The sequence below is a fragment of the Streptococcus mitis genome (assembly GCF_002096895.1).
Lineage (GTDB): Bacteria > Bacillota > Bacilli > Lactobacillales > Streptococcaceae > Streptococcus > Streptococcus mitis_AH.
Genome location: NZ_NCVI01000017.1, coordinates 152,914 through 167,223 on the forward strand (window position 1 = coordinate 152,914; position 14,310 = coordinate 167,223).

Annotated in this window: 13 protein-coding genes, 1 riboswitch and 2 other annotated features; of the genes, 4 read left to right on the forward strand and 9 right to left on the reverse strand. The window is 43.4% G+C overall.

Annotated elements, in window-relative coordinates:
- The 9 genes from B7697_RS02650 to B7697_RS02690 form a co-directional block, all read right to left on the reverse strand.
- The gene (locus B7697_RS02650) at window positions 1-567 is read right to left on the reverse strand and encodes an aminodeoxychorismate/anthranilate synthase component II (RefSeq protein WP_084950196.1); all 567 of its coding nucleotides are present in this window, start codon (window positions 565-567) and stop codon (window positions 1-3) included.
- A complete protein-coding gene (gene trpE, locus B7697_RS02655; protein WP_084950198.1) occupies window positions 564-1,925 on the reverse strand; it encodes an anthranilate synthase component I in 1,362 nt (453 codons plus the stop codon). Before trpE ends, B7697_RS02650 begins: the two co-directional genes overlap by 4 nt.
- Before the next feature lie 71 nt (window positions 1,926-1,996).
- Window positions 1,997-2,222: a binding site (T-box leader), on the reverse strand.
- Window positions 2,219-3,397 (reverse strand): tryptophan synthase subunit beta, encoded by a 1,179-nt coding sequence (trpB, locus tag B7697_RS02660; protein ID WP_084950199.1) that lies wholly within the window; start codon window positions 3,395-3,397, stop codon window positions 2,219-2,221. It overlaps the preceding feature by 4 nt.
- 66 nt (window positions 3,398-3,463) lie before the next feature.
- Window positions 3,464-3,688, reverse strand: a binding site (T-box leader).
- A gap of 40 nt (window positions 3,689-3,728) precedes the next feature.
- Complete coding sequence (locus B7697_RS02665) at window positions 3,729-4,958, reverse strand: DegT/DnrJ/EryC1/StrS family aminotransferase (protein WP_084950201.1); 1,230 nt, start codon at window positions 4,956-4,958, stop codon at window positions 3,729-3,731.
- A 42-nt stretch (window positions 4,959-5,000) separates the two neighbouring features.
- Complete coding sequence (locus B7697_RS02670; protein WP_084950203.1) at window positions 5,001-5,693, reverse strand: sugar transferase; 693 nt, start codon at window positions 5,691-5,693, stop codon at window positions 5,001-5,003.
- 130 nt (window positions 5,694-5,823) lie between these two features.
- Window positions 5,824-7,566: an ABC transporter ATP-binding protein gene (locus tag B7697_RS02675; protein ID WP_084950205.1), complete on the reverse strand. Its 1,743-nt coding sequence runs from the start codon at window positions 7,564-7,566 to the stop codon at window positions 5,824-5,826.
- On the reverse strand, window positions 7,556-9,301 hold the full coding sequence (locus B7697_RS02680; RefSeq protein ID WP_084950207.1) for an ABC transporter ATP-binding protein: 1,746 nt from the start codon (window positions 9,299-9,301) through the stop codon (window positions 7,556-7,558). The genes B7697_RS02675 and B7697_RS02680 overlap by 11 nt, the downstream gene beginning before the upstream one ends.
- A gap of 54 nt (window positions 9,302-9,355) precedes the next feature.
- Window positions 9,356-9,991, reverse strand: a complete 636-nt coding sequence (locus B7697_RS02685) for a DUF421 domain-containing protein (protein ID WP_084950209.1) — start codon at window positions 9,989-9,991, stop codon at window positions 9,356-9,358.
- Window positions 9,988-10,443 carry a DUF3290 family protein gene (locus B7697_RS02690; RefSeq protein WP_049478420.1) on the reverse strand — a complete coding sequence of 152 codons (456 nt, stop codon included), beginning with the start codon at window positions 10,441-10,443 and terminating at the stop codon, window positions 9,988-9,990. Before B7697_RS02690 ends, B7697_RS02685 begins: the two co-directional genes overlap by 4 nt.
- 133 nt (window positions 10,444-10,576) lie before the next feature.
- Between B7697_RS02690 and B7697_RS02695 the strand changes: the two genes are divergently transcribed.
- The 4 genes from B7697_RS02695 to B7697_RS02715 all read left to right on the forward strand — a co-directional run bounded on the left by B7697_RS02695 (window position 10,577) and on the right by B7697_RS02715 (window position 14,300).
- On the forward strand, window positions 10,577-11,404 hold the full coding sequence (locus tag B7697_RS02695; RefSeq protein ID WP_084950243.1) for an exodeoxyribonuclease III: 828 nt from the start codon (window positions 10,577-10,579) through the stop codon (window positions 11,402-11,404).
- A gap of 11 nt (window positions 11,405-11,415) precedes the next feature.
- The gene (locus tag B7697_RS02700) at window positions 11,416-11,802 is read left to right on the forward strand and encodes a bleomycin resistance protein (protein ID WP_000386217.1); all 387 of its coding nucleotides are present in this window, start codon (window positions 11,416-11,418) and stop codon (window positions 11,800-11,802) included.
- A gap of 232 nt (window positions 11,803-12,034) precedes the next feature.
- Window positions 12,035-12,130, forward strand: a riboswitch (purine riboswitch).
- Between the two features lie 326 nt (window positions 12,131-12,456).
- On the forward strand, window positions 12,457-13,038 hold the full coding sequence (locus B7697_RS02710; protein ID WP_000770403.1) for a xanthine phosphoribosyltransferase: 582 nt from the start codon (window positions 12,457-12,459) through the stop codon (window positions 13,036-13,038).
- Window positions 13,038-14,300, forward strand: coding sequence for a nucleobase:cation symporter-2 family protein (locus tag B7697_RS02715; RefSeq protein WP_084950211.1), 1,263 nt, complete (start codon window positions 13,038-13,040; stop codon window positions 14,298-14,300). Before B7697_RS02710 ends, B7697_RS02715 begins: the two co-directional genes overlap by 1 nt.
- The last annotated feature ends 10 nt before the right edge of the window (window positions 14,301-14,310 follow it).

Below are 14,310 nucleotides of genomic sequence, written 5' to 3' on the forward strand. Positions count from 1 at the left end.
TCACTTTACAACCTTCTCGATAAAATTCTGAATAGAAGACAAGCCATCTGGCGTTCCAATGCTCTCTGGATGGTACTGGAAGCCATAAATTGGTAGGCTTTTGTGTTGAATTCCCATAATGGCTTGGTCATCAGTCGAACGAGCTGTCACTTCAAAGTCTTCTGGCATTTCTTCAATCAAAATACTGTGGTAACGCATGACCGCACGACCATCCTCGATACCTTGATACAAAACAGATGGCGCTTCAAAGCTGATATTGCTCTGTTTCCCATGCATGACTTTGGGAGCCAAGCCTAGCTTACCGCCAAAGACTTCTGCGATGGCTTGGTGGCCCAAACAAATCCCAAGAATCGGCTTCTTGCCAGAAAAATCACGAATCATGTCTTCCATCTTTCCAGCATCAACTGGCCAACCAGGACCAGGAGAAAAGACCAGACCATCTGCTTTTTCAGCTTCTTCATACAGCTTAGGATCATCATTTCTCAAGACCTGAACCTCTGCAAAATTCCCAATATATTGGGCCAAGTTATAGGTAAAAGAATCATAGTTGTCAATCAATAAAATCATGGTCTTAGTTCTCCAATTCTAGTCATAGATTTAGCCTTGTTAATGGTTTCTTGGTATTCGTTTTGGGCGATAGAGTCATAGACAATCCCTGCCCCAGCCTGCACATAAGCTGTTTGATTTTTGAGAATCATGGTTCGGATGGCAATGGCGAAGTCCATATCACCCGTCGCAGACAAGTAGCCGATTGCTCCTGCGTATACGCACCGTTTTTCTGTTTCCAGTTCATAGATGCGTCTCATGGCCCGAATCTTTGGTGCTCCTGAAACTGTTCCAGCAGGAAGTGTTGCTTTCAAGGCATCCATGGCAGTGAGTTCTGGAAGCAAACGCCCCTTGACCACACTGGTCAAATGCATGACATAACGGAAAAGCTCCACTTCCATATACTTAGTGACTTGGACACTGGCCGTTTCAGAGATGCGACCAATATCATTTCGCCCCAAGTCTACTAACATCCGATGCTCTGCTGTTTCCTTCTCATCCGAAAGCAGGTCTGTCGCCAAAGTCTTGTCTTCTTCATCCGTAGCTCCTCTTGGTCGTGTCCCTGCAATCGGATTGGTTGTCACGATGCCATTTTTGACAGAAACCAAACTTTCTGGACTGGCACCGATGATTTGATAATCCCCAAAGTCATAGAAATAGAGGTAATTTGATGGATTGGTCACGCGGAGATTTCTGTAGAAGTCAAATGGATTTCCAGTAACTTCTGCTGAGAAGCGCTGACTGAGCACGCATTGGAACATATCCCCGTTGCGAATCAAGTCACGAGCTGTTTCCACCATTTCCTCAAACTTCTGAGGAGCGATATGCGGTTTGAAGTCCAGTGGAGATAGATCCAAGTCTTCAAATTCATTTGGAGCAGGAATGCGTAATTCCTCAAGCACTTGGTTCAAGGCTTCTTCCAAGTCTTCTTGGCTACGCTCACTATAAAGAGCATCCTCTATGACATGGATTTTTTCCTTCTTGTGGTCAAAGACCATGTAACTCTCATAGACGAAGAAATGCATGTCTGGAGTTCCAATTGTATCTTCAGGAATTTGACCAATTTCTTCATAAAGCGAAATCATATCGTAGCCAACAAATCCAATGGCTCCCCCACCAAAAGGGAGGTCTGAATGGTGCTGGTTCTTATGAGTCACTTCATAAAGGAAATCCAAGGGATCCCGATCAATCACTTGACCATTTTGATAAAGAACTCCATTTTCAAACTTAATCTCAAAAACTGGATTATAGGCTAAGATAGAAAAACGAGCGGTTTCCTTGTCTCTCGGAATACTCTCTAAAATAACCTTGTGTTGCCCCTTTAGGCGCATATAAGCCAAGATTGGTGATAAGACATCTCCATGAATGATTCGTTCCATTGTAATTTCCCTTTCAGTTCTACTTCTAGTCCGTGGTGACTGTATGAAAAATCCCCACGCAAAATAACTTGCGTGAGGACGAAATTCGCGGTGCCACCTCAATTATAGGATTTCTCCTATCTCTCATTCCTGTCTTAGAAAGGTTCTGTAACAGGCTGTGCGATAAAGGGCACTCCCTTGAGAATTATGTTTTCTTCTCTCGTTTCAGATGGACCCAACCTTACAGCTTTCTCTGCTTGTTTTCAGCAACCACAAGCTCTCTGTGAGAGAAAAGACTGTAATTTTTCCATCTTTTATTTTTTAGCTTCTAGGTAGTCCGCAATTGCAGCTACATCCTTGTCTCCACGACCAGAGACATTGATGATGATAATGTCGTCTTTACTTAGTTTCGGTGCACGTTTAACTGCTTCTGCGATAGCGTGCGAACTTTCAATCGCTGGGATAATTCCTTCAGTCTTGCTGAGAAGGAGGAGAGCCTGAACAGCTTTTTCATCCGTCGCAGCGACATATTCCACGCGACCTGAATCTTTGAAGTAGGCGTGCTCTGGGCCAACACCTGGATAGTCCAGTCCAGCTGAGATAGAGTAAACTGGAGCTAGCTCTCCATCTTCCTTAAAGACTGCATAGGTCTTCATGCCATCAACAATTCCGATACTACCTTTTGTCATAGTAGCTGCGTGCTTGTCTGTATCAAGCCCGTGCCCAGCAGCTTCTACCCCAACCAATTTAACTTCTTCATCAGCCACATACTGAGAAAAAGCACCAATAGCATTAGAACCACCACCTACACAGGCAATAACGTAGTCTGGTAAACGACCTTCTTTTTCTAAGATTTGACAGCGAGATTCTTCACTGATGACCTTTTGGAACTCATGAACAATGGTAGGATAAGGGTGAGGCCCTACAGCAGATCCCAGAACATAGAAGGCTTCCAAATCATTCATCCATGCTCCAAAGGCTGCATCAACCGCATCCTTAAGAGTTCGTGTTCCCGTTTCAACTGCGTGAACAGTTGCTCCCATCATCTCCATACGGAAAACATTGAGACGTTGACGTTCCACATCCTCTGCCCCCATGTAGACATCACAGGCCATACCAAACTTGGCTGCAGCTGCCGCCGTCGCAACCCCGTGCTGACCAGCTCCTGTTTCTGCGATTACTCGTTTTTTGCCCATACGTTTGGCCAAAAGAATCTGTCCTAAAACGTTGTTTAGCTTGTGAGAACCAAGGTGGTTAAGGTCTTCACGTTTGAGATAAATCTTAGCGCCACCTAAGTGGTCTGTCAAACTTTCCGCAAAATAGAGCGGTGTTTCGCGACCTGAATAGTCCTTTAAGTAATGGCGAAATTCTGCCAAAAACTCTGGATCATCCTTGTACTTGTCAAATGTCACTTCCAACTCATCCAACAAAGCCTGAATCGGCTCCGGTACAAAACTACCACCAAATTGTCCAAAATAACCTTTAGTTGTCATAAAATTTTCCTCTTTCTGTATTGGTTCCAAGATATGAAAAAAGCCCACACACAGAATCTACTTCTGCGTGAGGGCGTTGGTAACGCGGTGCCACCTCAATTATAAAGGGACTATCCCCTTTACATCTCTACCTTGTCTAACAACAAGTTGCACTGTAAGGTGTGCGCACCGAATTTTCATTGTTTCAAATTCATTTTTAAAATCAGCCCACTTTCACTACTTCCAACCACCTGTTCACAATCACCACAGGCTCCCTGAAGATCAAAAATAGTTACTTTTCTGATTTGTTGAACTTATTTTAATACTTTGTTTTTTCTTTGTCAAGACTTTTTTACAATTTTTTTGATGAAGCTAGTACTTTTTCAGAAACTGTTTTGAAAGTCTCAATGATATAGTCCACTTCTTCATCGCTTAGTTTAGTATGAAGAGGAAGCGTAATTTCATTTTTAAAGAAGGCATAGGCCTTGGGATAATTCGCCATATCAAAGCCAAGATTCTTATAGGCTGTCAAGAGCGGAAGCGGTTTGTAGTGGACGTTACTTGCAATTCCTGCTTTAGCTAATTCTTGGATGATAAGATTGCGTTCTTCTAAGCTCGCTCCTTCTACATGGGTGATGTAAAGGTGGCGTGAAGATTCTACAGTATCAGTCTTGTGTGCCAATGGATGGATACGAGAACCTGCAAAACCACGATCATAGCGGTTCACAATGTCCTTACGACGTTGCAACAAACTTGGATAGCGGTCCAATTGTACCAAACCAAGAGAAGCCATGATATCTGTCATATTGCACTTGTAGGCTGGTATGACGATATCATATTCCCATGAACCCAGTTGCATCTTGGCAAGAGCATCCTTAGTTTGCCCGTGAAGGGAAAGGATTTGGAATTCCTTGTACATCTCTTCGTCGTCAATCGCTGGATTGGCTTTCCAAGTAGCACTTCCACCCTCTGCAGTTGTAAAGTTCTTAACTGCGTGGAATGAGAAGGAAGTAAAGTCAGCGATAGAACCAGCTGGTTGTCCTTTATAAGTAGATCCCAAAGCATGGGCACTATCAGACACGATCACGATACGGTTAAAGGCCTGTTGCCACTTGCTTGAAGCGGTAAAGAGATCACGTTTCTTCTCCACAACTTGGAACAAACGGTCATAGTCGCAAACAATCCCTGCGAGCTCTACTGGGATGATCACCTTTGTCTTTTCAGTGATAGCTTGCTCCAGCAAGTCATAGTCCATCTCAAACGTATTTGCTTGAATATCCACCATGACAGGAGTCGCTCCTACGTGCGTGATGACACTACATGAAGCTGTGTAAGTCATGGCTGGAACGATGACTTCGTCACCAGGACCCACTTCCAAGACGCGCAAAATTAACTCCAGAGCGGCTGTCGCAGAGTTGAGACAGACAGTCTTAGGTGTCTGTGTGTATTGAGACAAGCGACGCTCCAGTTCTTTTGTCTTAGGACCTGTTGTGATCCAACCAGAACGTAGAGTGTCCGCTACTTCAGCAATTTCAGCTTCTGTGATATCAGGTGGTGAAAATGGAATATTGTAATTTGGCATTGATTTGCTCCTTTTATCTGTACTCATTTTCTCATGACTACTTTATTTTAGCACTTCAAACACGGTTTGAAACATGATTTTGATATCTCCAAGGAAACTAAATTCTCGGAGATAAGAAAGGTTATAGCGCATCTTTTCAGGAAGGACATGCTCTACATAGGCTTGGTCAACTGACAGGCCTTTTTCGGTCATTTGACTGATAATAGTGTCCTCATCCTTGTAGTTGATGCTGGCTGGAGAGGTAATCCCTGCTGGTAAGAGCAAGGTTGCCATCATTTCAGGGCTATACTGCTCTGTGTAGCGTGGCACTTCAGGTCGTGTACCAACAAAGGACATTTCGCCTTTAAGGACATTGACCAGCTGAGGCAGTTCGTCCAAACGCACACGGCGGATGAAATTGCCAACCTTGGTAATACGACTATCGTTAGCAGAAGTCACCAGACTCCCTTGTTTATCCGCATCCGTCACCATGGTACGGAACTTCCAAATCTTGAACCGACGGTTGTACTGGGTCACACGCTCTTGCTTGTAAATCACTGGTCCCTTGCTATCCAACTTGATCCAAATGCTCAAAATGAGAAAGATGGGAGAGGTCAGAACCAGTACAACCAAGGCCAAAACCCAGTCCAAACAACGCTTGAAAATCAGCGAACCCTTCCTTTTAGAGACAAGCTGGTAGTAAGACTCAACCTCGCTTGATTTCATTTCCACGGGCAAGTCTTCCCATTTCAGCATGCTGTTTCTCCTTTGTTTTTATTATACTATTTGTCAACATTTTTCATTATACCACAAAATGGAAAAGGCGGTGAAAGAAATCTGTAATTTGAAGGATTTCCTTCTTACACTCAATGAAAATCAAAGAGTATTAGGACATGGCCCCGGCCTGCAAACTATACATCTTGTGATAGGTTCCTCCCAGAGCCAAGAGTTCCTCATGTGTTCCACTCTCGATAATACGCCCCTTGTCCAAGACATAGATGCAGTTGGCGTCTTGGATAGTAGAAAGACGGTGAGCGATGGCAATGGTTGTCCGCCCCTGTCTCATCTTAGCCAGAGAAGCTTGAACTAAGCTTTCTGTTTCAGAGTCAATATTGGCTGTCGCTTCATCCAAAATCAGGATTTTAGGCTGACTGGCGACTGTTCTAGCAAAGGCAAGAAGCTGACGCTGACCAGTAGAGAAGCTCGAACCACGCTCAGACACAGGTGCATCATATCCCTGAGGAAGTTCTTGAATAAAGGAATCTGCATCCACGAAGGCTGCCGCAGCCTGGACCTGCTCATCACTGATTTCTTGGTACATGGCGATATTGGACTTAATGGTTCCATGATAGAGGAAGGGTTCCTGCAAGACCAGCCCGATATTTTTTCTCAACTCTTCCTGACTGTAGTTCCTGATATCCACATCATCCAAGAGAACTCGCCCTGACTGGAATTCATAAAAGTGCATGAGGACATTGATAATCGAAGATTTCCCAGAACCTGTATGCCCCACAAAAGCAATGGTCTCACCCTTGTTAACGGAGAAGGAAATATCATCCAGAATCGGATGTTTTCCATCATAAGAGAAACATACATGTTCAAAACGAATATTGCCTTCTTGGATTTTGGCTTGCCCATCATTTTGAAGGGGCTCATAGGTCCTCTCATCAATCAAGGCAAAAACACGACCTGCAGACACCATGGAAGTTTGAAGAGTCGAAAAATTTTGCGTCACTTCAATCAGGGGATCAAAGAGACGATTGATATACTGGATAAAGGCATACATAGTTCCTGCCGTTATTCCCAGATAAAGTCCTCGATAGCCAAAATAGGCCATCAAGACTGCATAACCTAAGAGTTTCAGCAAACTCATGGCAGGGCGCAAAAAGAGGGCATCCAAGGCTACAGAACGGTTGGCATAGACCAAGTGTTCTTGGTTGATTTCATCAAATTCTGCCTGCAGGCGCTTCTCTTGATTAAAGGCCTGGATTATTCTGATTCCCTCGATGTTTTCAGCCAGCTTGCTATTGATATCTGATAAGAGACTTCTAGTTTTTTCAATGATTTTCACTGATTTTTTCCGATAGAGATTGACCAAAAGGAAAATCAAGGGGAGAAAGAGCAATACTAATGCTGTCAAACGAAAATCCAACACCAACATGGTATAAAGGGTTGTCAGAAAGATGAAAACTGCTGAGATAAAGCTAGATAAAATCCCCGAAAACATATCGCTGATGGTCTCAGTATCATTTGTCAAACGAGAGACGATGGAGCCTGCTGGCGTCTTGTCAAAATAAGACATGCCCAGCTTCTCCATATTAGCAAAGGCATCCCGACGAATATCCCTAACAATACTGTAAGACACGCGCGCAAAGAGAAGATTGCCGACATACTGGATCAGAGTTTGTAGGATATAAAGGCCATAGTAGGCCAGCAAAACGGTCACAGCGAGTTGGTTGAGATTGCTGAGATACTGGTCGATAAAGTGGGAAGCCACAAGGGGAATGACACTTTTGATGACCGTCGTCGCTAGGAGAAAACTGAGTGCCAAAAAGGTCAGGAGTCCATAAGGCTTGAGATAAGATATCAAGCGCTTCAATACAGTCCATTGTTCTTTCTTATTCTGCATCTTCTTCTCCCTTCATTTCCAGCTGCTGAGACTGGTAGGTTTGAGCATACCAGCCATCCAAAGCTAGCAAGTCTTCGTGCCTGCCTCGTTCGATAATTTGGCCATTTTGCAGAACTAAAATCAAATCTGCATAGACAACCGCACTGAGGCGATGAGCCGTAATAATGGTTGTCTTGTCCTTTCGTGTCTCCTTGAGATTGTCGATAATCGCATACTCTGTCTTGGCATCTACGGCGGACAAGGAATCATCTAAAATCAAGATATCAGGGTCTAAAATCATAGCCCGACTCATGGCCAGACGTTGCTTTTGCCCACCAGAAAGACTGACTCCTTTTTCACCAATAACTGTATCAAATCCCTGAGGCATGGCTACAATGTCTTGGTAAACTTGAGCTAGCTTAGTCGCTTCCTCGACCGCTGAAAGGGGCAAGTTAGGATTACCAAAGCGGATATTGTCTAAAATCGAAGTCGCAAAGAGAAACTGATCCTGAGGAACATAGCCCATAAGACTACGAAGATCTGTCAGACGATAGTCGCGAATATCGTGACTGTTTAGGTAAATGGCTCCCTTATCCACATCGTATTCACGTAAGAGGAGCTTAATCAAGGACGTTTTTCCAGAGCCTGTCTGACCAACCAAGCCCAGAGTTTGCCCTTTTTCCAAACTAAAGTGAACATTTGTCAGTGTTTCCTCATTTTCAAAGGCAAAGCTATCAATGGCATACTGCAAGCGCCCATTTTCAATACTGTCTAGAGGAAACTCAGGGTCTTGTACAGGTGATTCCTGAGACAAAAGTTCCTCAATCCGCTGATAGGAAACCTTCCCTCGCTGAGTGATATTAAAGAGGAAACCAATAGCCATAAGAGGCCAAACCAGCATATCCAAGTAGCTGATAAAGGTGACCAGATTCCCAACCGTGATTTGCCCTTTCTGAACCATCAAGGAGCCGACCAAGAGCGTTAAAACATAGGAGGAACCAACAAATAAGAGAACCATGGGGTCAAAGAGACTATCGTATTTCATGGTTTGCAGGTTCTTTTGGAAGGTCAATTCATTGACTGCCTGAAAGGACTTGAGCTCGTCCGCCTGGTACCCGAAAGACTTGGTCACTTTAATACCTGATACGGACTCCTGCACCTTGTTATTGAGTTCAGAAAAGGCAGCTTGTGATTCACCAAAGGCCTTATGAGTCTTTCTACCTAAACGACTGGTCGCATAAGCCATGAAAGGTAAGGGTAAAATGGCAACTAGGGTCATTTGCCACGAAATGCTAAAGAGCATGGTCAACAAGGTCACTAAAGCTGTGATTGAGGCATCCACGGCTGACATAACCCCTCCCCCTGCCAGACGCGTTAGGGCATTGATATCATTGGTTGCGTGTGCCATCAGGTCCCCCGTCCGATAGGTTTGATAAAAAGCTGGAGACATTTTTGTGAAATGCTCAAATAAGCGAGAGCGCATAATCTGTCCCAAACGGTAGGAAGTCCCAAGGATATACATACGCCAAACATAACGCAGATAGTACATCCCAAAGGCTGCAAGTAGCAAGTAAAATAGGTCAAGAAGGAGGTCCTGCTGGGTTAATTGCCCCGATGTGATAGCATCAATGACCCGCCCCATAACCATGGGGGGAATGAGGTTGAGGACGGAAACCAAAACCAGGGCCACAATCCCGACTAGATAACGGCGTTTTTCTAACTTGAAAAACCACCAAAGTTTTTGAATAATGGACATAAAATCCCTTTCTGATTGCAAATTGAAACCTGAGGCCAAGACCCCAGGTTTTTCTTATTCATAGGTTACGACTGTGACGGCACCCTTGTCATACTCAGCGATAAAGATATTGGCTACATTGTCATGTCCTTGCTTGTTGAGGTTATCAAGCAACCACTCTTCGCTACGACCAATCGATTCCAAAACATCAACTTGAATCACACCGTCAGTCACAACTGGATACTTAGGATTTTCATCTCCCATTTGGACCACGATGAGTTGGCCATTTTGCTCCTGCACAGCTCGTTTGACCTGTTTCATCTGGAAAATTCCTTGGCTACGAAGTTTGAGGGCTACATCCGATGCAGACAAGCCAACTGAACGACAGGCTTCTGGGTCAATCTTCCCATTTTTGATGAGGAGAGTTGGTTTCCCATCAATCAAGCGTTTGACAAAACGAACATTGTTGTTGAGCCATTTGAGGGTCAAGACCAAAATCGTCCACATCATCAAAATCACTGCGTATTGCAGAATACTGATTGAACTATTGTAAATTACCCCACCGATGATACCACCGAGAACATAGTTCTGAATTTGGTCTGTCGCAGAGTTAGGTGCTAGGTTTCCTTTTCCTGTCACATTGATAACAAAAACCAGCGATAAAAGACCCAAGGCCAGTTTGATTAAAATTTCCATATAATTGAGTGTCATTTGTTTACCTCCACCAATTCAATAGCGTCTGTTTGATTCAATTCTAATTTCTCTAAAAGATACTTGTCTGGTTGGCTCCCGTTCATGGCGCGGTAGAAATTTGGACCTACCTTGACAAGCGCTCCATCCGTATCTGCAGAAGTATTGACATAAACTTCTGATTTATCCACTCCCAAGTCTTTGGAAACAAGCTCGATGAAATGAAGGGAGGTTTGAAATTGGTTGTTAGAGGCTTGATTGGTCTGGTATTTTGAGATTGTCACCAAAAGCATGGCCACCAAGGTCAAGGCCAAAATCATGACCAATTCCCGAAACTTAGTCCCCTTTTTATCTCGATAGGCTTTAAAAGCAAAAAATCCTGTGATAGCTAGGAGAACAATTCCAAAGCCAATCATGATGCCATTTTGCTGACTGATTTGGCTAAGTACATAGTCATATGAGTAAAATTTCATTTATTTTCACTCCCTTTCATAAAATCATTCTTAATTATAAACGAAAGAGAGTGATTTTTCAAGCCATACGTTGGGGAAATGGACCTTTTTTTGGTATAATAAAATCTATAATCTGAATGAAAAAGGTAACCTTATGAAACTCATCTCATGGAATATTGATTCCCTCAATGCAGCCCTAACGAGCGACTCAGCTCGTGCAAAATTGTCCCAAGAAGTCCTACAAACCTTGGTAGCCGAAAATGCTGATATTATCGCTATCCAGGAAACCAAGCTTTCTGCCAAGGGCCCTACAAAGAAACACCTAGAAGTACTTGAAGAACTCTTCCCAGACTATGAAAACACTTGGCGTTCCTCCCAAGAACCTGCTCGCAAAGGCTACGCTGGAACCATGTTCCTCTATAAAAAAGAACTCACACCAACGATCAGCTTCCCAGAAATCGGTGCCCCTTCTACCATGGACTTGGAAGGCCGCATCATCACCCTAGAATTTGATGAATTTTTCGTAACGCAAGTATACACACCAAACGCTGGCGACGGTCTCAAACGCTTGGAAGAGCGTCAAGTCTGGGACGTCAAATATGCTGAGTATCTAGCTGAGTTAGACAAAGAAAAACCAGTCCTTGCGACGGGTGACTACAACGTGGCCCACAAGGAAATCGACCTTGCAAATCCTGCCAGCAACCGCCGTTCACCTGGATTTACAGACGAGGAACGTGCTGGTTTTACCAACCTTTTGGCAACTGGATTTACTGACACCTTCCGCCATATTCACGGCGATGTCCCAGAACGTTACACTTGGTGGGCGCAACGCAGCAAGACTTCTAAAATCAACAATACAGGCTGGAGAATCGACTACTGGCTAACAAGTAACCGCATCGCTGACAAGATCACTAAATCTGATATGATTGACTCAGGTGCTCGCCAAGACCATACACCGATTGTCTTGGAGATTGAACTCTAAGGAGAAAACGAATGGACTATCAAGCTGTCATTCCTGAATTTGTAGTATCTGACATCGAAAAATCACGCCACTTCTACTGCGACCTGCTAGGATTCTCTGTCGAATACGAGCGTCCAGAGGAGAAATTTCTCTTCCTCTCGCTTGAAGACTGCCAACTTATGCTAGAAGAAGGAAGCGCAGAAGAATTAGCTCAGCTGACCTATCCTTTCGGGCGCGGTGTCAATATTTCCTTTGGCATTGCAGATGTTCCTCAGCTCCACCAAAAACTGCTGGAAGCTGACTATCCTATCCATCGTCCCCTGACAAAAAGAGAATTTCGAGTAGGAGATAGCTTTATATATCCTCATGAATTTGCAGTTTTGGATCCAGATGGCTATTTTTTAAGATTTAGCGAGTAGAATAATAAAGATTGGGAAAAAGTCTTTAAAGTTAGAAAAAGGCATATTGTCAGGTGTTTAAAAACTTAATAATATGCCTTTTATGATGGAAAAACCTTCTAAATGTTAGTCAATAAGTTAATTCTTGCCCATTTTTATTATATTTGTTCGTTTTTCAAGCCAAAACACTAACAAAATATTTGATTTCTAAAGTTATTTAGTGTAAAATAAAAACATTGGCTCAAGCCTATTTGAAATTGAATATCATTTTACTTGTTTATGTCGTGAATTGGCACGACGTTTCTACAAGGTGCCGGAACACCTAACAATAAGTAAGTTAGCTTGAGGGGATGGTCTTTTTTGCCATGCCTATTTTGGGGACTTACTTAGAGATTAAGTAGGTCCTTTTTGAATATTTTTAATATTTCCCTTAAGTAGTGCGGACGGGAGCAACTTCCTTCGGAATTTCATCCCTAATTTTTGAGCCAAAAGTCTCAAAAATTCCGTCATAGACAATAACAAACTTATTGTCTATGATACCACTACAACGGGAAATATTTGATAAGACTCGCTTCGCTCGTACTAGTTTTATCAAATATATAGTACTAGCAAACTGGATCACCATAGAAACATTTAACCAACAAGTAAACTGGCTTTTAGACTTTAGGAGGTCTTATGAAATTATTAGAAGAGCGCATCCTCAAGGATGGGCATATCTTGGGTGACAACATCCTCAAGGTGGATTCCTTTTTAACCCACCAAGTTGACTTTAGCTTGATGCGAGAGATTGGTAAGGTTTTTGCGGAAAAATTCGCTGCTGCTGGCATTACCAAGGTCGTAACCATTGAAGCGTCAGGTATTGCTCCAGCCGTTTTTACAGCTGAAGCCTTAAACGTTCCCATGATTTTCGCTAAAAAAGCTAAAAACATCACTATGAACGAAGGTATCTTAACTGCCGAAGTTTACTCCTTTACCAAGCAAGTGACCAGCACTGTTTCTATCGCTGGAAAATTCCTCTCACCAGAGGACAAGGTCTTGATTATCGACGATTTCCTTGCTAATGGCCAAGCTGCTAAAGGCTTGATTCAAATCATCGAACAAGCTGGAGCCACAGTCGAAGCTATCGGTATTGTGATTGAAAAATCCTTCCAAGATGGCCGTGATTTGCTTGAAAAAGCAGGCTACCCTGTTCTATCACTCGCTCGTTTGGATCGTTTTGAAAATGGTCAAGTCGTATTTAAGGAGGCAGATCTCTAATGCAAACTCAAGAAAAACATTCACAAGCAGCCGTTCTTGGCTTGCAGCACTTACTAGCCATGTACTCAGGATCCATCCTGGTTCCTATCATGATTGCGACAGCCCTTGGCTATTCAGCTGAGCAGTTGACCTACCTGATTTCTACAGATATCTTTATGTGTGGGGTGGCAACCTTCCTCCAACTCCAACTCAATAAATACTTTGGTATTGGACTACCAGTCGTTCTAGGAGTTGCCTTCCAATCAGTTGCTCCCTTGATTATGATTGGGCAAAGCCATGGTAGTGGTGCTATGTTTGGTGCCCTTATCGCATCAGGTATTTACGTGGTTCTTGTTTCAGGCATTTTCTCAAAAGTAGCCAATCTCTTCCCATCTATCGTAACAGGATCTGTTATTACCACGATTGGTTTAACCTTGATTCCTGTCGCTATTGGAAATATGGGAAATAACGTTCCAGAACCAACTGGTCAAAGTCTCTTGCTTGCAGCTATCACTGTTCTGATTATCCTCTTGATCAACATCTTTACCAAAGGATTTATCAAGTCTATCTCTATTTTGATTGGTTTGGTTGTTGGAACTGCCATTGCTGCTACCATGGGTTTGGTTGATTTCTCTCCTGTTGCAGCAGCACCACTTGTCCATGTCCCAACTCCACTCTACTTTGGGATGCCAACCTTTGAAATCTCATCTATTGTCATGATGTGTATCATCGCAACGGTGTCTATGGTTGAGTCGACTGGTGTTTACCTAGCCTTGTCTGATATCACGAAAGACCCAATCGACAGCACACGCCTTCGTAACGGTTACCGCGCAGAAGGTTTGGCCGTACTTCTCGGAGGAATCTTTAACACCTTCCCTTACACAGGATTTTCACAAAACGTTGGTTTGGTTAAATTGTCAGGCATTAAGAAACGCCTGCCAATCTACTACGCAGCTGGTTTCCTGGTTCTCCTTGGACTCCTTCCTAAGTTTGGCGCCCTTGCCCAAATCATTCCAAGTCCTGTCCTCGGTGGTGCTATGCTGGTGATGTTTGGTTTTGTATCGATTCAAGGGATGCAAATCCTCGCTCGTGTTGACTTTGCTAACAATGAACACAACTTCCTTATCGCAGCTGTTTCAATCGCTGCAGGTGTCGGACTAAACAACAGTAATCTCTTTGTCAGCATGCCGACAGCCTTCCAAATGTTCTTCTCAAACGGAATCGTCGTAGCCAGCCTACTTGCCATTGTCCTCAATGCCGTCCTAAACAGGAAGAAAAAATAAGAAAAAGAGG